This window comes from Mesorhizobium sp. M0802, assembly GCF_040320115.1.
Classification (GTDB): domain Bacteria; phylum Pseudomonadota; class Alphaproteobacteria; order Rhizobiales; family Rhizobiaceae; genus Mesorhizobium.
Genome location: NZ_JAMYOY010000004.1, coordinates 24,060 through 42,469, shown reverse-complemented (window position 1 = coordinate 42,469; position 18,410 = coordinate 24,060). Strand labels below are relative to the sequence as shown.

Here is an 18,410-nt window from a genome sequence, read left to right as displayed (position 1 = left end):
ATCCTATCTCTACCGATACAGATCCGCCCGTGTCGGCGGCAGCCCGCTCAGGCCGCGTGCGCGTTTGGTGACGACGGTCTGAAAAATCTGCGCCGAGGCGCGCTCGAAGGTGATCGAGCAGCCGGTGAGATAAAGCAGCCACAGCCGTGCCTTGGCCTCGCCGACTTCGGCGACCGCCTCGTCGAAGCGAGCCTGTAGCCGCTGGGCCCACAGCCGGCAGGTGCGCGCATAGTGCTCGCGCAGATTCTCGACGTCGTAGACCAGGAAGCCATGCGCCTCCAGATTGCCCAGCGTCATGCCGATCGTGTCGAGTTCCCCGCCGGGGAAAATGTATTTGAGCAGCGCCTTGAACTCCGGCCCCTTGCGCAAGGTTTTCTTCAAGTCGCCCTTGCTTCGCCTGGTGATGGCGTGGTGCAGATAGATGCCGCCGGGCTTCAGCAAGCGATGGATGGTCTTGAAATAGCTGGCGTGGTTGGCGAGGCCGAGATGCTCGAACATGCCGATCGAGGATATCTTGTCGAAGGAGCCTTTGAGTTCCGCATAGGATTTGATCTCGATGGTGATGCGGTCCTGCAGCCCTTCGGCGCGGATGCGCTCGCGGGCGAGATCGGTCTGCGCCTGCGACAGCGACACGCCATGGCCGACGACGCCGTAATTTTTGGCCGCATGGATCAGCATGGCGCCCCAGCCGCAGCCGATGTCGAGCAGCTTTTCGCCCGATTTCAGCCTGAGCTTGCGGCAGATATGGTCGAGCTTGTCGGCCTGCGCCTGGTCGATGCCATCGGCGAAATCCTTGAAGTAGCCGCAGCTGTAGACCATGCGCTCGTCGAGGAAGAGCCGGTAAAAGGCATTCGAAATGTCGTAGTGATGCTGGATCGCCTCCTGGCTCGACCCGCTGACATAGGGGTTGCGACCCGACAGATCGGTGCGTGCACTCATCTGCTTGCGTGACAGGAGCACCGCCGGCAGGTCGCGCAGGATCGCCAGCTTCGGCAGCGACTTGAGCTTGGTCCTGAGCTTGCCTTGCGACGGCAGTGCGTAGAAATCGAAAATCGTCCCATTTTCGATGTCTATCGTCTTGGAGATCCACATCTCGATCAGCGTCGACAACGATGGCCGCTTCACCACCTGCCAGACGATGTCCTGGTCGTTGATGGTGAGCACGGGCCCGGTGGCGGGACCGATTCGCTCGCCGGTCCACAGCTTGACCGCAAAACCCGGCTTCAGCGTTTCGATCACCGTTCGCACGATGCGCGCGGCCTTCTCGGCTGCCTCCATGGCAATCCTCCCGAGTCCTGACAATCCACCTTGCATGGATTTTGCCCGCCCTCGCGGCTCTTCGCAACCCGGCGCAAAAGGCGGCTCGCCAGCTATTTCAAATCGGCATCTTGTTTTTTGCTGCAACGCACCCCATCATCTGTACGTGTTCAACAAATCGAAAGGAGGTGATCCGATGTCGAGTGATTTCGTTTTCCAGAACGTGGCCTCAGCGGATTGCACTTTCGGGAAGCAGTCTTCCCGTTAAGGCGCGATAAGCGCGGCGGGTGACCTCGGTCGCCGCCATTGGCCGCGCCACGGACGGAAACACGGAAGGCCGCCGGCTTCGTCAAGAAGCGGCGGCCTTTTCCATTTCCGGATTGTGTGTCGAAGCGGATCAGAATCCGGTCACGCCAGCATCCGCGCGCTGACCGTCTTGTCGACGCCGTGATAGGGCGGATTGAACAGCTTGCCCTCCTGCTCATAGGTCCAGACCTTGAACAGCGAGAGTTGGTGTGGGCCGAAGCTGTGCAGCAGCGGCACATCCGTGGCATCACGACCGCGCGCGATGACGACGCGGCCTATCCTCGGACGATTATGACGGGGGTCGAACGTGTACCATTTGCCGTCGAGGAACACTTCCATCCAGGCCGAAAAGTCCATCGGCGCCGGGTCGGCCGGTACGCCGATGTCGCCGAGATAACCGTTCACATAGCGGGCCGGGATGTTCATGCAGCGGCAGAGCGTGATCGCCAGATGGGCGAAGTCGCGGCATACACCAACCTGCTCCTCATGCGCTTGGGCTGCGGTGCGCGTCGACCGCGCATAGCCATAGCCGAAGGACAGCCGGTTGTGGACATAGTCGACGATCGCCTGCACCCGCGCCCAGCCGGAGGGAACATGGCCGAAAAGCTGCCAGGCCAGACTGCTCAGATGATCGGTCTCGCAATAGCGGCTGCCGAGGAGGTAGCCGAGCACATCGTCCGGCAGTTCCGCCACCGGCACTTCCCTGGCCAGCGTGTTGACCGCGTCAGGCTCGCCGCTGTCCTCGACGGCTGCGTCATAGAGAATGCGGAAACTGCCGGCGGGTACGGTGAAGCGGCGGCAGGTATTGCCGAACAGATCGTGATAGACCTTGCTCGGCACTGAAGGCGACGTCAGCACGCGCGTCTGCCGTTTGATGTCGGCCTGACGATCCCTGTGGATATCAAGCAGCGAGATGACCGGCGTGGCGCCGACGCATTCAATGGCGATTTCGTAGCCGAGCCGGATCAGCACAATGATTGCCCCTTCGATCCCGTGGAAAACAGTATGCTCAAAACGCCAGAGGCGGGACCATGGTTCCCTGGAACTATCGAAAAGGCTCTCCCGCGGCTTCCCAGGCAGGCGTGGCGACGTTACGGTCGCACGACATGTTTTGACCCTCCCGAAACGATCCCTAACCCCGTGGAAAATCTGATGTTTGCAGGCAGAAAATTCGCCGCGTTCCTGTTCGATATGGATGGTACGGTGCTCAATTCGATCGCCTCGGCCGAGCGCGTCTGGGCGGCGTGGGCGCTTAAGCACGGTCTCGACGTCGAAGCCTTCCTGCCGACGATCCATGGCGTGCGGGCGGTCGAGACCATCACCAGGCTGGCGCTTCCCGGCGTCGACCCTGTTCATGAGGCGTTTGTGCTTTTGCAGGCCGAGTCGGACGATGTCGAAGGCGTGCTGCCGATCGCCGGCGCCGTGCCGTTCCTCAACGCTTTGCCGCCAGAGCGCTGGGCGATCGTCACCTCGGCGCCGCGCCCGTTGGCGCTGCTGCGCATGCGGGCCGCCGGCATCCCGGTTCCCGCCTTGGTGGTCGCGGCCGAGGATGTGTCTCACGGCAAACCGGCGCCAGACTGTTTCCTGCTGGCGGCAAAACGGCTCGGCGTCGACATCGGCGATTGCCTGGTCTTCGAGGATGCGCCGGCCGGCATCGCCGCCGCGGAAGCAGCGGGAGCGTCGGTGATGGTGATCAGCGCCACTCACCAACATCCAATGACGACTCAGCACAACTCGATTGGTGGCTATGAAACCGTCTCCATCGCCATCGATGACAGCGGCTGGATGACGCTGGGGGCACAGCGCAGCGCGGCCTGAGAACTGGAGAACTGGAGAACTGGAGAACTGGAGAACTGGAGAACTGGAGAACTGGAGAACTGGAGAACTGGAGAACTGGAGAACGGCTGTGCGCCTTTTTCTTCAACGCTTCAGTTCACCAGTTCCCCAGTTCTTCCGTTCCTGAACCCCTAGAAATCGCTAGCCAGTCCCTTCACTTCCCAGTCGCCGTAGCGGCCGGGTTCCTTGCCGCCGCGGCCGCCGATTTCCTTCGGCAACGCAGCTTCCTTCTGGCGATACGCTTCACGGCGCGCCTCGGCTTCAGCCAGCGCTCGGCTGGCCGCCGGCGTCAGGTCCTTCTCCCGGTCGGCATCAGCTTTGCTGGGTTGGTCGGTCATGCGATAGTCCGGGCGGATTGAAACCAAGGGCGGCGTTTCCCATCATATAGCCATGAGTTCACCCCGATCGACCTTTTTTTGCCACGGCCGCACAGGGAGCAGATGATGAGCACGCTACGCACCACCATGCTTCTGGCCGCGATGACGGCGCTGTTCATGGGCGTCGGTTTTCTGATCGGCGGCACCGGCGGCATGATGATCGCCTTCCTGGTCGCCGCGGGCACCAATCTGTTCAGCTACTGGAATGCCGACAAGATGGTGCTGTCGATGAACCACGCCGTCGAGGTCGATGCCAGGAACGCGCCCGAATTCCACGCCATCGTCGAGGCGTTGGCCAAGCAGGCCGGCCTGCCGATGCCCAAGACCTATCTGATCGACAATCCGCAGCCGAACGCCTTCGCCACCGGCCGCAATCCCGAGAACGCCGCGGTCGCGGCCTCGACCGGGCTGCTGGAGCGCCTGTCGCATGAGGAGGTGGCGGCAGTCATGGCGCATGAGCTGGCCCACATCCAGCATCGAGACACGCTGACCATGACCATTGTCGCGACACTCGCCGGCGCCATCTCGATGCTCGGCAATTTCGCCTTCTTCTTCGGCGGCAGCCGCGACAACAACAACCCGTTCGGCTTTGTCGGCGTGCTGGTGGCGATGCTGGTCGCGCCCTTCGCCGCCATGATCGTGCAGATGGCGGTCAGCCGCACCCGCGAATACGAGGCCGACCGGCGCGGCGCCGAAATCGTTGGAAATCCGCTTTGGCTGGCATCAGCGCTTGACAAGATCGCCCGCGGCGCCGAACGCATCCGCAACCCGGATGCCGAACGCAATCCCGCGACCGCGCATCTCTTCATCATCAATCCTCTTCACGGCGAGCGAATGGACAGCCTGTTTTCGACCCACCCGAACACCGACAACCGCATCGCCGCGCTGCAGGCGATGGCGCGCGACATGGCAGGCCGCCAGCCGGCGCCGCGCCAGGCGCCGACGCCAGAGCCGATCGAAGAATTGCCGGCCGATGCCGAGCAAGGTCCGTGGGGTAAGGCAGCACGCCCCACGCAGCCGACCAAACCGGCCAAGCCGAAAGCCAATCCGTGGGGCCGCAATCCGACCGGACCCAAAGGTCCGTGGTCGTGAGCGGCGCCAGATCCCGGCCCGCACATTCAGGCGATCGCGAAAACAGCTCGGACGAATTCGTCGCCGGCCTCGCCGCGCGCAAGGCCGCGGCGCGGCTGCTGGCCGCCGTTATCGACGCCAAAACGCCGCTCGACGGGCTGACGGACCACGAGAACGGCCACCCGCAATACAAGGTGCTCGACCTGCGCGACCGCGGCCTGGTGCGCGCCATACTGGTGACCGCGCTGCGCTACCGCATGACCATTGCCGGGCTCCTCGCCCGCCGCCTTGAAAAGCCGCTGCCGCCCAACGCCACAGCGCTGTCGCAAATCCTGCATGTTGCGGCGGCGCAGATCCTGTTCCTCGACATCCCCGACAGCGCCGCCGTCGATTTGGCTGTGACCCACGCCAAGTCGGACCCACGCACGCAGCGCTTTTCCGGCCTCGTCAACGGCGTGCTGCGCACTTTGGTGCGCGCCAAGGAAACCGAACTGCCGGCAGCTCTTGCCGCCACCGATGAGGCGCCAAAATGGTTCTCCGATCGCCTGAAAGCTGCCTATGGCCCTGAGATGACCAGACAGATCCTGGCGGCGCATCGCGTTGAGGCGCCGGTGGATTTCACGGTCAAGGCCGATCCCGAACTGTGGGCCGAAAAGCTCGGCGGCATCGTGCTGCCGACCGGCACGGTGCGAGTGGAAAAGCTCAGCGCCTCCGTCACCGAACTGCCGGGCTTCAGCGAAGGCGCATGGTGGGTCCAGGACGCCGCCGCCAGTTTTCCGGCGCGGCTGTTCGGCGATGTCAAAGGATTACGCGTCGCCGACCTCTGCGCCGCCCCCGGCGGCAAGACCGCTCAGCTTATCCTTGCCGGCGCCAAAGTCACCGCCTTGGACACCTCGAAGAACCGGCTGGCGCGGCTGACGCAGAACCTCGAACGGCTTGGGCTGTCCGCCGAGATCGTGCAGGCCGATCTGCTGAAATACCAGCCGGCGGAGCTTTTCGACGCCGTCCTGCTCGACGCGCCCTGCTCTTCCACCGGCACGGTTCGGCGCCACCCGGACGTGCCATGGACCAAGACGGTAGCCGACGTCGAAAAGCTAGCCGATCTGCAAGCAAAGCTGCTCGCCCGCGCCGTCACTTTGGTCAAACCGGGCGGCCGGATTGTTTTTTCCAACTGTTCGCTGGACCCGATCGAAGGCGAGGATCTGTATCGCGCCTTTCTGGCCGGCAACAAGACCGTCGCCGACGATCCGCTGCAGCCCGGCGAAATCGCTGGCATCGACGCCTTCCTGACCCCGCAAGGCACGCTGCGCACCACACCCGCCGATCTTGACCTTGGTTCGCCAGGGGTTTCCGGCCTGGACGGCTTCTTCGCCGCCCGCATGCGACGTCTGGCCTGACTCCGACGCGACGACATGCCTAAAGCATGTCGTTCAGACTCCAGTGCTTCCCCCACCTCGCATCGATCTCATCATCGACATTCTGGTAGCGGATATCGGTGGAGAGCCGGATACGCCCCTCCGCGCTCTGGTTGGTCGTCGAGGCGTGGATCATATAGGGCGAGTGGAGGACGACATCGCCGGCCTCGAAATCCGCGATCAGCCAGCGTGTATCGAACCGCTCCGCCATGTCGGGCAGGTCCTTCGACACCCAGCCGCCCTCGCTCATGTTCCTGTTGTAGGCGCTGATGCGCTCCTGCGGGCTCAGCCCGGCATTTTCCCTGGCGAACCGGGCCTCCATGTCGAGGCCGATGGCGTGCGATCCCTCGAGATAGACCAGGCCGCCCATGTCGACGGGAACGTCGCCGATCGGGATCCAGGCAGTGACGATGCGGCTGGTGCCGCCGCGCAGATAAACGAGGTCGTAATGCGCCGGCGTCGCCACGGTGGTGCCCGGTTGGGTGAAACGCATGATCTTGCGCTTGTGCAAATAGGACAGCCCGCCGACGAACGCATCCATTAGCCGGGCCATCAGGGGCTGTGCGCAGAACCCTTCATAGGCGGTGGAGCGAACCAGCGCCATCAACCGGCGATCGGCGAGCTGACGGTCGAACGTTCCGGCGGCCGCCGCCAGGCCAAGCGCGGGATCGGACCCGGGCTGCAGCAAGCCGGTGTCGGCCAGATACGAAAACACCCAGCCGCGAAAATCGATGACGTCGCGGCGCGGCAGCATACTTTTCAGCCAGACATAGCCTTGCTCGGCAAGGAGGCCGCGAATGGCATCGATGCCGACCCCGGCGTCGGTTGGCACGAGATGACCCAACCGGTTCGGCGCCATCGATAATGTCTTGCCGTTGGCGTTCAGATCGATTGACGCAACAGGAATCCGTCGTTGCGTGCCACCTGTTGAGCTTGACATTTCAGCCACCTGCGATTTTCCATCCTTAGCTGGAAATGCCATACTGTTCGCACGCTCGCCCATGGACGGAACGAAGCCATGGACTTTTCGCTCATGAACGATCACCCTTACGCGCTCTACAGATCCGCACCGGCCGCGGCCGGCGGCCTGTCGGTTACAGGGATTGGTCGGCATCGCGTCACGCAGGCGATCCAAGCGCGCAAATTGCCGGAATTCGCCGTGGTGCTGATTGAGGATGGTCAAGGCTGGCTTGAAACCAGGACAGCCGGCATGCAGACGATCCGAGCGCCGGCCCTGTTCTGGCTGCTTCCCGGGAGGATGCATTCCTACGGGCCGGATGCATCGGGATGGCTCGAACGCTGGGCGCTCTTCGACGGCGCCTTGATACGCGATTTCACCCGGCTGCGGCTGATCGCCGAGGACGCCCCTGTCGTCCCCTTGCGCGACCTCGGCAAAATGCAGCGGCTGTTCGACAGGCTGCATGGTGAGCTGTCGCTCGATACGATGCTGAGCCAGGCAGAAGCCGCCGCCACGATGCATCGCATCGTCGTGCGTGCTGCCCGCCAGGCAATGGATTGGAACAACCGTCAACGAAATCCCGGCTTCCAGCATGCCGACATGCAGCCCATCATCGACGAATTGCGCCGCTGCGCGTGCGACCCGGTCGATCTCGATGCCTTCGCCGCAAAATTCTCGATGTCGCCGGCAACCTTGCGGCGCAGATTTGCGCGGGCAGCCGGCATGTCGCCCAAGGCCTTCCAACTGCGCACGAGGCTCGACCGCGCCAAACAGATGCTGGCCGCCTCCGATTCGCCCATCGAGTCCATTGCGGCCGCCGTCGGCATCCACGACGCCTTCTATTTCTCCCGTCTGTTTCGCGACCGGGAAAACTGTTCGCCCAGCGAATTTCGGTCTCGCCACAACCGCAAGTGAGTGCCGGATTGCCGGGCTTAAACCCGCGAAGCGCTTGACTTTTTTCGGGGCGGGTCGGTGGCCGGCAGCGTGAGGCGCTTCACGTCGGCGGAATTCGACTTCGCACAAGTTCTTGAATCATATAAGCTTGTGCTGGGGTACCGGAACATGATGCCGAAAAGTGTGACGCGGTTTTCGGGCGACAGCATGCTCTATCTCCAGGCGACGAGGAGGGGTTTTGGCACTGGCTGCCGGCAGCACGACACGTCTGTGGACGCTTGTCGCTAAGGAGTTTTGGCGCAAGACGCGCCGGCGCCTTCGCGCAGGGCCAGTCTATCGCTGGCGCTATTCCGGGCGCACGCCCGAACGCGTCCTGATTGCACCGCCCGACCTCAGGCTCGCCGATCCGCAGATCGCGCTCGAGATTTATTATGGCCGCTATCCGCTGTCGGGACATCTGGTCGAGACCGGCGGCAAATCGCCATTCCAGATCGACGTCGCCAACCGCGGCTGGGTGAAGACGCTGCACGGCTTTCGCTGGCTGCGCCATATGCGCGCCGCCGGCACCGAGCTGGCCGCCGCCAATGCACGCGCGCTTGTCTCCGACTGGATCGCCATGCATGGCAACCAGATTTCCGGCATAGCCTGGGAGCCCGGCACCACCGCCAAGCGAGTCATTGCCTGGTTGCAACACTCCTCGGTTGTCCTACAAGGGGCCGAATTTCCGTTCTATCGCGCCTTCCTGAAATCGCTCGCCGTGCAGATCCGCTATCTCCGCTCGATGGCGCGCGAAATGCCGGACGGCAAGGACAGGCTGCGCGCTCGCATCGCGCTTGCCTTCGCCGCGCTGTCGCTGCCGGCGCCGGCCTCGGCACTGCGCGGCGCCACCCGCAACCTGGCGGAAGAACTCGACCGCCAGATCCTTCCCGATGGCGGCCATATTTCGCGCAACCCGATGGCGGTGCTCGAATTGCTCGCCGATCTCCTGCCGCTGCGCCAGACCTATGCCAATCAGGCAGAAACGCCACCGGCCGCCCTGATGGGCGCCATCGACCGCATGCTGCCGGCGCTGCGCTTCTTCCGCCATCAGGATGGCAGCCTCGCCCGCTTCAATGGCATGGGCGCCACCATCCACGACCGCATTGCCACCATCTTGCGCCACGACGACACCGCCGGCGCGCCGCTGCTGCACGCGCCGCATTCCGGCTATGAGCGGCTGTGTATGGGCGGCGTTACGGTAATTGCCGATACCGGCCCGTCGCCGGCCGTCGATGTGTCCAACGCCGCGCATGCCGGGTGCCTGGCCTTCGAACTCTCGTCCGGTCGCCAGCATTATATCGTCAATGCCGGCATCGACACCTATGGCGCCGCCGAATTCCGGCCGCTGGCCCGTGCCACCGCGGCGCATTCGACCGCCACCATCAACGACACCTCGTCGGCGCGGTTTTCCCATTCGCTGCGCGTCAACGACCTGCTCGGCTCACCCTTGCTCGGCGGCCCGCAGCATGTGCCTTGCAAGCGCATCGACCAGAAGGGCACGCAAGGGTTCATCGCCCGCCATGACGGCTATATGCAGCGCTTTGGCTTCCTCCATGAGCGCGAGCTGAAACTGTCGAGCGAGGGCAATGTGCTCGCCGGCAGGGATCGCTTCCTTCGCCCGGGCGGTGCGGCGATCCGCAACAATGGCCGCGACTTCGTCGTGGTGCGCTTCCACATCCACCCTGATATCAACCTTTTGCAGGACGAGCATGACCGCCTGGTGCTGACCGCCGACCAGGCCGACACCTGGGTGTTCACCTGCACCGAAGTGGTGCCGGAGGTCGAGGAATCGATCTATTTCGCCGGCCTTGGCGGCCCGCGCCGCAGCCGCCAGATCGTGCTCGCCTTCAAGGCCTCGGAGATCGCCGAAGTGCATTGGCAGCTCACGCGCACTGGCATCGCCGGCTATCCCGAGCACAGCTGAGCGTCGTTGCCGGCGCCGGCTTGATCGAGCTTCCGGCTTGATTTCCTGACCTCATGTGCTACGGCCCGGCAACGCTCTCCAATCAGCCCTGAAAGGCCGCCAGCCCATGGCCGTCGCCGCCAAGAACATTCCGGCACCCGACCTCGTTCCGGTCCGCCGCGCCCTGCTTTCCGTCTTCGACAAGACCGGCCTGACCGACTTCGCCAAAGGGCTGGTCGCGGCCGGCGTCGAGCTGGTCTCGACCGGAGGTACGGCAAAGGCGATCGCCGAGGCGGGGCTGGCGGTGCGTGACGTCTCGGAACTGACCGGCTTTCCCGAGATCATGGACGGCCGCGTGAAGACGCTGCACCCGTCGGTGCATGGCGCACTGCTCGGCGTGCGCGACGATCCCGAACACGCCAAGGCGATGCACGATCACCGCATCGAGCCGATCGATCTGCTCGTCTGCAATCTCTACCCGTTCGAGGAGGTCCGCCGTTCCGGCGCCGACTATGCCGCTGTTGTCGAGAACATCGACATTGGCGGCCCGGCGATGATCCGCGCTTCGGCCAAGAATCACGCCTATGTCGCCATCGTCACCGATCCCGGCGACTACGCCTCGGTGCTGAACGCGCTGGAGATGAACATCGGCTCGCTGTCGCTGGATTTCCGCCAGAAGCTGGCGGCCAAGGCCTTTGCCCGCACCGCCAGCTACGATGCGGCGATCTCCGGCTGGTTCGCCGAAACGCTTGAGATCGAGCACCCGACCTGGCGCACCTTCGGCGGCAGGCTGGAAAGCGTCATGCGCTATGGCGAGAACCCGCATCAGAGCGCCGGCTTCTACGTCAATGGCGACAAGCGGCCGGGGGTCGCCACGGCTCGCCAGTTGCAGGGCAAGCAGCTGTCCTACAACAACATCAACGACACCGATGCCGCCTTCGAGCTGGTCGGCGAGTTCGATCCCAACCGCTGCGCCGCCGTTGCCATCATCAAGCACGCCAACCCGTGCGGCGTCGCCGAGGACGCTTCGCTGGCTGCTGCCTATGCGAGAGCGCTGGCCTGCGACCCGGTTTCGGCCTTTGGCGGTATCGTTGCCATGAACCGCATCCTCGATGCCGAAGCGGCGCAGGAGATCGTAAAAACCTTCACCGAGGTGATCATCGCGCCGAACGCTTCGGAGGACGCTGTCCGCATCATCGCCGCCAAAAAGAATTTGCGACTGCTGGTCACCGGCGGTCTGCCCGATCCGCACGCCGGCGGCATCACTGTGAAATCCGTCGCTGGCGGCATGCTCGTCCAAGGCCGCGACAACGCGGTGGTCGACGATTTCGAACTGAAGGTGGTGACCAGGCGCGCGCCGACGGCGGCCGAGATGGCCGACCTCAAATTCGCTTTCCGCATCGCTAAGCACGTCAAGTCGAACGCCATCGTTTACGCCAAGGACGGCGCCACGGTCGGCATCGGCGCCGGGCAGATGAGCCGCGTCGATTCCTCGCGCATCGCCGCCCGCAAGGCGCTCGACGCGGCGGAAGCAGCTGGCCTCGCGGAGCCGTTGACCAAGGGCTCGGTGGTCGCCTCCGACGCTTTCTTCCCTTTCGCCGACGGGCTCATATCCGCGATCGAAGCCGGCGCCACGGCGGTGATCCAGCCCGGCGGCTCGATGCGCGACGACGACGTTATCGCCGCTGCCGACGCGCATGGCATCGCCATGGTGTTTACCGGCGTGAGGCATTTCAGGCATTGAGCGCCTCTGCCTTTTCCCACAAGGGGAGAAGGAAAAGTGCGGCGCTATTCCACTGGCTGATCCGCCGGGTACGGCGTCCAGATCAATATCGCGATCCCAACGCCCAGGAACAGCACGATGGCCGCCATGCCGAGCCGCGCCGAGCCGCTGGCGAGCGTGATCGACGCCACCATGAACGGCGCCAGGAAACTCGTCGCCCTTCCGGCCAGCGCATAGATGCCGAAATAGCGGCCGGATTCGGCCGCGGTCACGCTGCGCGCCATGTAGGAGCGTGACGACGCCTGCACCGGTCCGAACGCCAGCCCGATCAACAGGCCATAGAAAATGTAGGCCTTTTCCGCCGCCGTGCCGAACAGGCCGCCACTATCGGCTCCCGGCATCATCCAGGCGCCGAACAGCGTGTAGCCTGGCCCGGTCGAAACGATGCCGATGGTGGCGATGCTGAGCAGGACGAGCGAAATCATCACGATGGTCTTGGAGCCAAGCGCGGTGTCCAGCCATGCGGCAACCAGGCAGCCGACGATGGCGACGACGTTGAGAATAATGCCGAACATGCCGATCTCGGTGATCGACCAATGGAACATCGCTGCCGCAAAGGTGCCGCCCAAAGCGAGCAGCGCATTGACGCCGTCCTGATAAATCATGCGGGCGACAAGGAAGCGGAAGATGCCTTTGCGCCGGCGCACTTCAGTCAGCGTCGACTTCAGTTCCGACAGCCCCTCGCGCACCGCCGGCCCGATCGGAATGCCTTTGATGGCGTCTGGCGTGAAGAAGAACATCGGCAGGATGAACAGGAAATACCAGCCGGCCGACAGCGGCCCGGTGGCGCGCGCGTCCTCGCCGAGATTCGGGTCGAGCCCAAAGAGCGGGTCGATGCCGATGATCGTCTTGCCGGTCTCCGGCGAACCCGCCAGACAGGCGACGACAAAGATCAGCGCGATCATGCCGCCGAGATAACCAAGTCCCCAGGCAATGTTGGAGACGTGGCCGATCTCGCTCTTCGGCACCAGGCGCGGCATCATCGAATCGTTGAACACGGTCGAGAATTCCGCCGCGACCGAAGCGAGAGAAAAGAACAGCACCACCAGGAAAAGGTTCGAGCCGGGAGCGGCGAACCATAGCAGGCAAAGGCTGATGATCTTGATCGAGGCGAAGAACGCAATCCACGGCTTGCGCGGCCCGGTCTGGTCGGCAATCGAGCCGAGGATGGGCGACAAAACGGCAATGACCAGGCCCGCAACAGCGATGCCGTAGCCCCAGGCCGCCTGGCCCGAAACCGGATCGTTGGCCATGCGCGAGACGAAATAAGGGCCGAAGATGAAAGTGGTGACGACGGTGAAGAACGGCTGCGCCGCCCAGTCGAAGAACATCCACCCCCAGATGCCACGCCCGGATGCCCGCTGCACTGCATCTATCGCCGCCATGATGATTCCCCCGGACACCGCGCTTGTCGGACGCCATGTCTGCATGTTTCGAATGCTCATGCAAACCGCCAAAGATTCGCGCTGCCCCTCACCTGGATGTCGCCGCTGTCTACCTGCATAGAGACGCGAAGAAAGGCGCCGCGCCCCTACCTCCCCCTTGTGGGGAGGTCGGACCGAAGGTCCGGGTGGGGGTCGGTGCCGCCGCCCCCCCCCCCCCCCCCCGCAGCCCCCCACCCCCACACCCGCCGGCGCGGGGCGGCTTCGCCCCGAGGGGGGGGGGGGGCGTCGGTGCCGCACCCCCACCCCGCTGCTTCGCAGCGACCCTCCCCACAAGGGGGAGGGTAAGTCCCGAGCCTCACATCCCCGTCAGATCGCTCATCAGCCCCGAAGCCACCGACAGCCTGGACACGGTGATATCCCCGCCTTCGGTCAGCGCCTGCAGCCGCTCGCGAATGCGCGCCACGCGCTCGCCGCCGGCTTCCAGCCAGGCCGCCACAGGATCCGCCGTCCCGGCATGGCCGGCGAGAGCCGCCACCGCGATGCCGCGCCGCGCCGCGCCGATCGTGTCGGTGGCGCGCGACAGCGCCAGCTGGTCGTAATAGTCCGACGGCGTGATAGAACGCGCCGCCTCTTCGACGCGCGGAATGCGGAAGGCATCGCTGACGGCGAAGAACGCCTTGGCCGAGGCGACGACGTCGGCATTGGCCGTGCGCGCCGTCAGTGCGATGTCGGGGATCAGTCCCGCCACATCGGCCATTGCCAGCTGCCCGGCGAGCTTTTCCGGGGCGCCGGCCTTGAAGAGGCCATACCGCCTCTCCTCGACCCGCTCGCGCGAGAAGGCCGGTAGCAGCGAGAGCAGCTTCGGCTCCAGCGCCATGCGCGCCTCTTGCAGTTCGGCAATGCGCTGGCCGAGCGCTGCGGTGCCGGCATCGTTCTTCAGATACCAGCCGCTGGTCACGAAGATAAGCCGGCTGACGGACTGGTAGAGATCGAGCTGCGCCTGGCCGTCGATGTGGCTGTCCAGCGCATCGATCTCCTGATAGAGCGCCGGCAACGCGAAGCCGTCGCGCACCACGGCGAAGGTGCGCACCACGTCGGCCGCGCTGCGCCCCGTGGCTTCCTGCAGCCGGTTGACGAATGACGGTCCGCCGCGATTGACGAGATCGTTGGCGACGACGCGGGCGATGATTTCGCGGCGCAGCCGGTGGCCATGGATCTCGGCCGCATATTTCTTCGCCATCCGGTCAGGGAAATAGCCCATCAGGTCGCGGTCGAAATGCGCGTCGTCAGGCACGTCGCTGGCGACGATGTCGGAAAACAGCACGATCTTGGCATAGGCGAGCAGCACGCCAAGCTCCGCCCGGGTCAGCGGCTCGCCACGCGCCTCGCGCTCGGCAAGGGCGGCCGGCGACGGCAGCGTCTCGACAGCGCGGTCGAGCAGGCCCCGAGCCTCCAGCGCCGCCATGAACCGGCTCTGGTGCGCGATGTCGGCAAGGCCGCGCTTGCGGGCGATGGAAAGCGCCAGCGTCTGTTCGTAATTGTTGGACAGCACGAGGCCGGCGACCTCGTCGGTCATCTCGGCCAGCAGCTTGTTGCGCGCCGGCCGGGTCAGCGATCCCTTGCGCATGGCGGACGCCAGCGCGATCTTGATGTTGACCTCGACGTCGGAGCAGTTGACGCCGCCGGAATTGTCGATGGCATCGGAGTTGCAGCGACCGCCATTCATGCCGAATTCGATGCGGGCACGCTGCGTGACGCCGAGATTGGCGCCCTCACCGATCACTTTGGCCCGCACATCGAGCGCGGTGATGCGGATGGCGTCATTGGCGCGGTCGCCGACTTCGGCATTGGTTTCGCCCGAGGCCCGTAAATACGTGCCGATGCCGCCGAACCACAGAAGGTCGACGTTCGCCTTGAGGATGGCGGTCATGATCTCGGCCGGTGTCGCGGTGGTCTTGGCGAGGCCAATCGCCGCCGCCGCTGCCGCAGGCAGCGTGATCGACTTCTGGCTGCGCGAGACGATGACGCCGCCTTCCGACAGTTTGGTCTCGTCATAGTCCTGCCAAGACGAACGCGGCAGCGCGAACATGCGCTCGCGCTCGGCCATCGACGCCACTCTGTCTGGATCGGGATCGATGAAGATGTCGCGATGGTCGAAGGCGGCGATCAGCCTGGTCTGCGGCGACAGCAGCATGCCGTTGCCGAACACGTCGCCCGACATGTCGCCGACGCCGACGACGGTGAAGGGGGTGGCCTGGATGTCGCGGTTGATCTCGCGGAAATGCCGCTTGACCGCTTCCCAGGCGCCTTTGGCGGTGATGCCCATCTTCTTGTGGTCGTAACCGGCCGAGCCGCCGCTGGCGAAGGCATCGTCGAGCCAGAAACCGTGTTTCTCCGAAATGGCATTGGCGGTGTCGGAGAAGGTTGCCGTGCCCTTGTCGGCGGCGACGACGAAATAGGGATCGTCGGGGTCGCGCCTGACAACGCCGGCCGGCGGGATGACACCGTCCAGCCCGATATTGTCGGTAATCGACAACAGGCTGGAAACGAAATTCTTGTAGGCCGAGGTGCCGGCCTCGAAGATGGCGTCGCGGCCGGCGCTCATCGGCAGCTTCTTCGGATAGAAGCCGCCCTTGGCGCCGACCGGCACTATGACGGCGTTCTTGACCTGCTGCGCCTTGACCAGGCCGAGCACCTCGGTGCGGTAATCCTGGGCGCGGTCCGACCAGCGCAGGCCGCCGCGCGCAACCGGGCCGAAGCGCAGATGCACGCCCTCGACCTCGGACCCATAGACGAAGATCTCGCGCCACGGCCGCGGCGCCGGCAGGCCATCGACCGCTTGCGAGTCCAGCTTGATCGCCAGTGACTGGCCCCGCGCCTTCGTTCCCGCAACGAAATGATTGGTGCGCAACGAGGCTTCGATCAGGTTGAGATAGCGGCGGATGATGGTGTCGTCATCGATGTTAGGGACTTCCTCCAGCGCGTCCTTGATCTTGGCCTTGAGGTGCTTGGCGGCGACGACGCCTTCCGTCTCGGCGGTCGGGCCGAGACGAGCGACGAACAGTGCATGCAGGCCGCGCGCAATGTCGGGATAGCGGTTGAGCGCGGCCGCGATGAAATCCTGGCTCTGCGGGATACCGGCTTGCTGCAGGTAGCGGCCATAGGCGCGCAGAATGCTGACTTCGCCCGACCACAGGCCGGCGGTCTGGGCAAGCCCGTTATAGCTGTCATTGTCGATGTCGCCGCGCCAGACCGACAGGAACGCGTCCTCGAACAGCGCGCCGCCATCGCTGAGGTCGATCGGCTTGCCGTAGCTGTTCTCCAACTCCATGTCGTGGACGAAGACGGTGTCGCCGCCGTCCTCGCCAACTTCGAAGGTGCGCTCGCTGATGACGCGGAAGCCGATGTTTTCCAGCACCGGCACGCGACGCGACAGCGCTACCGGGCTGCCGTGGTGGTAGATCTTCAGCGCTGCCTGATGCGGTTTCTGCTCGGCATGGCGGTAATAGTCGATGGCGATCGGGTTGGCGGTGCTGATGCCGGCGATGCGCCCCGCATCCTTCAGCGCGACGGCCGCGCTGAAGGAATCGCGATAGCTCTCAGGCAGACGCGCGGCGATCGCCTTCAGCGATGGATCGCCGCCGACGGCTTCCGCAGCTTCGGCCAGCGCGTCGTCCCAGGTTCGCACGATGTCGCGGATCGCCGCTTCGATCACCGCCTGCTCGACCTTCGGCGTCTTGCCGCCGGAGCGGCCGATGATGAAATGCACACGCGCCAGCCCGCCCTCGGGGAAAGCCGGATAGTAAGCCGACAAACGGCCTTCGAAGACGGTCTTGAGATAGGTGCCGATCTTCTCGCGCACGACGCTGTCATAGCGGTCGCGCGGCACGAAGACGAGGATCGAGACGAAGCGGTCGAACTGGTCGGCGCGCACCAGCGCCCGCACCCGCGGCCGCTCGACCAGGCCGAGAATGGCCGCGGCGTGCTTCTTCAGGATCGGCACCGGCACCTGGAACAGTTCGTCGCGCGGATAGCTCTCCAGAACGTTGATCAGTGCCTTGCCGGAATGGTCGTGCCGGTCGAAGCCGGACTTGGCGATGATGGTCTCGGCCTTTGACCTCAGATACGGGATTTTCATCACCGAGCGCGTGTAGGCGGTCGAGGTGAACAGGCCGACCATGCGCAACTCGCCGGCAAGCGTGCCCTTGGCGGTGTAGGTTTTGACGCCGATATAATCGAGATAAATGCGGCGGTGCACCAGCGACTTGGCGTTGGCCTTGGTGACGATCAGCGGCTCCGGCCCATGCAGGAAGGCGCGGATTTCGGGCGTCGTCGTCACCGCCTCGGTGCCGCGCCGGAGCACCAGCACATCCGGGTCGGCGAGGATGCCGAGACCGGGTTTGTCGGCGCGCTCCAGATTGCCGCTCTCCGCGCCGCCGGAATATTTGAACTCGCGCATGCCAAGGAAAGTGAAATTGTCGTCGCGCAGCCATTCAAGGAAGGCGATGGCCTCGGCAACGCTCTTCTTGTCGAGCGGCACGGCGGAATAGCGGAATTCGGAAATCGCCTGGTCGAGACGGGCGAGCATCGGCTTCCAGTCGCTGACGGCGGCGCGCACCTGGTTGAGCATCTTGCGCAGGCGGTCGGCCAGCGCGTCGGCCTGCTCCGCCGTCAGGCGCGGAATATGGACATGGACGACGCTCAGGCGGTCGTGATTGCCATCGTCCTTGAGGGCGCTGCCGTCGCCGAGGATCTCGTCGACGCCGGCCTTGCCGTGACGCACGACGATGACCGGATGGGTGACCAAAGTCGGTTCGCCGGCAGTTTCTGTGATCTCGCCGAGGATCGAATCGAACAGGAACGGCATGTTGTCGTTGACGACGGTGATGATCGTCATCGGGCGGCCCTCGCGGGAGACGCCCGACCCGGCATCGACGGCGACGACACTTTGGCCCTTCTTGTGGGCGGCGACCGCACGTCCTGCCAGGTCGGCGGCGCGCTCCAGGTCGGCGGCGTCATAGGCGGCAATGTCTTCGGCCGGCGCGCGGGCCAGCAGATAGTCGGCGAGCCTGGCCGGCTTCCCGTCGGGTTTCACCCCGGCATTGGCTGTTTTCTTCGGCTTAGCTGCGGATTTCACGCTCGCCATGTTGTCCTCCCGTCACATGCTTTTACGACTATGGTAGCAG

12 protein-coding genes are annotated in these 18,410 nt (G+C 64.6%); 6 read left to right on the top strand and 6 right to left on the bottom strand.

Annotated elements, in window-relative coordinates; genetic code table 11:
• Positions 1-9 precede the first annotated feature (9 nt).
• Complete coding sequence (locus NKI10_RS08285) at positions 10-1,278, bottom strand: class I SAM-dependent methyltransferase (RefSeq protein ID WP_023815282.1); 1,269 nt, start codon at positions 1,276-1,278, stop codon at positions 10-12.
• Positions 1,279-1,665: 387 nt separating this feature from the next.
• Positions 1,666-2,535: a transglutaminase-like domain-containing protein gene (locus tag NKI10_RS08280; protein WP_023726116.1), complete on the bottom strand. Its 870-nt coding sequence runs from the start codon at positions 2,533-2,535 to the stop codon at positions 1,666-1,668.
• 180 nt (positions 2,536-2,715) lie between these two features.
• Here NKI10_RS08280 and NKI10_RS08275 point away from each other — a divergent pair, with 180 nt between their 5' ends.
• Positions 2,716-3,381, top strand: coding sequence for an HAD-IA family hydrolase (locus NKI10_RS08275; protein ID WP_023684076.1), 666 nt, complete (start codon positions 2,716-2,718; stop codon positions 3,379-3,381).
• Between the two features lie 149 nt (positions 3,382-3,530).
• Here NKI10_RS08275 and NKI10_RS08270 read toward each other — a convergent pair whose 3' ends face one another.
• A complete protein-coding gene (locus tag NKI10_RS08270) occupies positions 3,531-3,737 on the bottom strand; it encodes a DUF1674 domain-containing protein (protein WP_023688862.1) in 207 nt (68 codons plus the stop codon).
• Between the two features lie 105 nt (positions 3,738-3,842).
• Between NKI10_RS08270 and htpX the strand changes: the two genes are divergently transcribed.
• Positions 3,843-4,868, top strand: a complete 1,026-nt coding sequence (htpX, locus tag NKI10_RS08265; protein ID WP_023726115.1) for a zinc metalloprotease HtpX — start codon at positions 3,843-3,845, stop codon at positions 4,866-4,868.
• A complete protein-coding gene (locus NKI10_RS08260; RefSeq protein ID WP_023726114.1) occupies positions 4,859-6,244 on the top strand; it encodes an RsmB/NOP family class I SAM-dependent RNA methyltransferase in 1,386 nt (461 codons plus the stop codon). Before htpX ends, NKI10_RS08260 begins: the two co-directional genes overlap by 10 nt.
• 19 nt (positions 6,245-6,263) lie before the next feature.
• Here the strand turns inward: NKI10_RS08260 and NKI10_RS08255 are convergent, their stop codons facing one another.
• Positions 6,264-7,202, bottom strand: a complete 939-nt coding sequence (locus NKI10_RS08255) for a phytanoyl-CoA dioxygenase family protein (RefSeq protein WP_023668640.1) — start codon at positions 7,200-7,202, stop codon at positions 6,264-6,266.
• A 78-nt stretch (positions 7,203-7,280) separates the two neighbouring features.
• On the opposite strand from NKI10_RS08255, the gene NKI10_RS08250 reads away from it, so the two are divergent.
• The 3 genes from NKI10_RS08250 (at position 7,281) to purH (ending at position 11,800) form a co-directional block, all read left to right on the top strand.
• Entirely contained in the window at positions 7,281-8,135 is an 855-nt protein-coding gene (locus NKI10_RS08250; protein WP_373432832.1) for a helix-turn-helix transcriptional regulator, read from the top strand.
• Positions 8,136-8,352: 217 nt separating this feature from the next.
• Positions 8,353-10,077, top strand: a complete 1,725-nt coding sequence (locus NKI10_RS08245) for a heparinase II/III family protein (RefSeq protein ID WP_023668638.1) — start codon at positions 8,353-8,355, stop codon at positions 10,075-10,077.
• Positions 10,078-10,183: 106 nt separating this feature from the next.
• Positions 10,184-11,800 carry a bifunctional phosphoribosylaminoimidazolecarboxamide formyltransferase/IMP cyclohydrolase gene (gene purH, locus NKI10_RS08240; protein WP_023700194.1) on the top strand — a complete coding sequence of 539 codons (1,617 nt, stop codon included), beginning with the start codon at positions 10,184-10,186 and terminating at the stop codon, positions 11,798-11,800.
• A 44-nt stretch (positions 11,801-11,844) separates the two neighbouring features.
• Here the strand turns inward: purH and NKI10_RS08235 are convergent, their stop codons facing one another.
• Both NKI10_RS08235 and NKI10_RS08230 read right to left on the bottom strand, forming a co-directional pair.
• Positions 11,845-13,224 carry an MFS transporter gene (locus NKI10_RS08235; RefSeq protein ID WP_023668636.1) on the bottom strand — a complete coding sequence of 460 codons (1,380 nt, stop codon included), beginning with the start codon at positions 13,222-13,224 and terminating at the stop codon, positions 11,845-11,847.
• A 355-nt stretch (positions 13,225-13,579) separates the two neighbouring features.
• Positions 13,580-18,370: an NAD-glutamate dehydrogenase gene (locus NKI10_RS08230; protein WP_023700193.1), complete on the bottom strand. Its 4,791-nt coding sequence runs from the start codon at positions 18,368-18,370 to the stop codon at positions 13,580-13,582.
• Between the last annotated feature and the right edge of the window lie 40 nt (positions 18,371-18,410).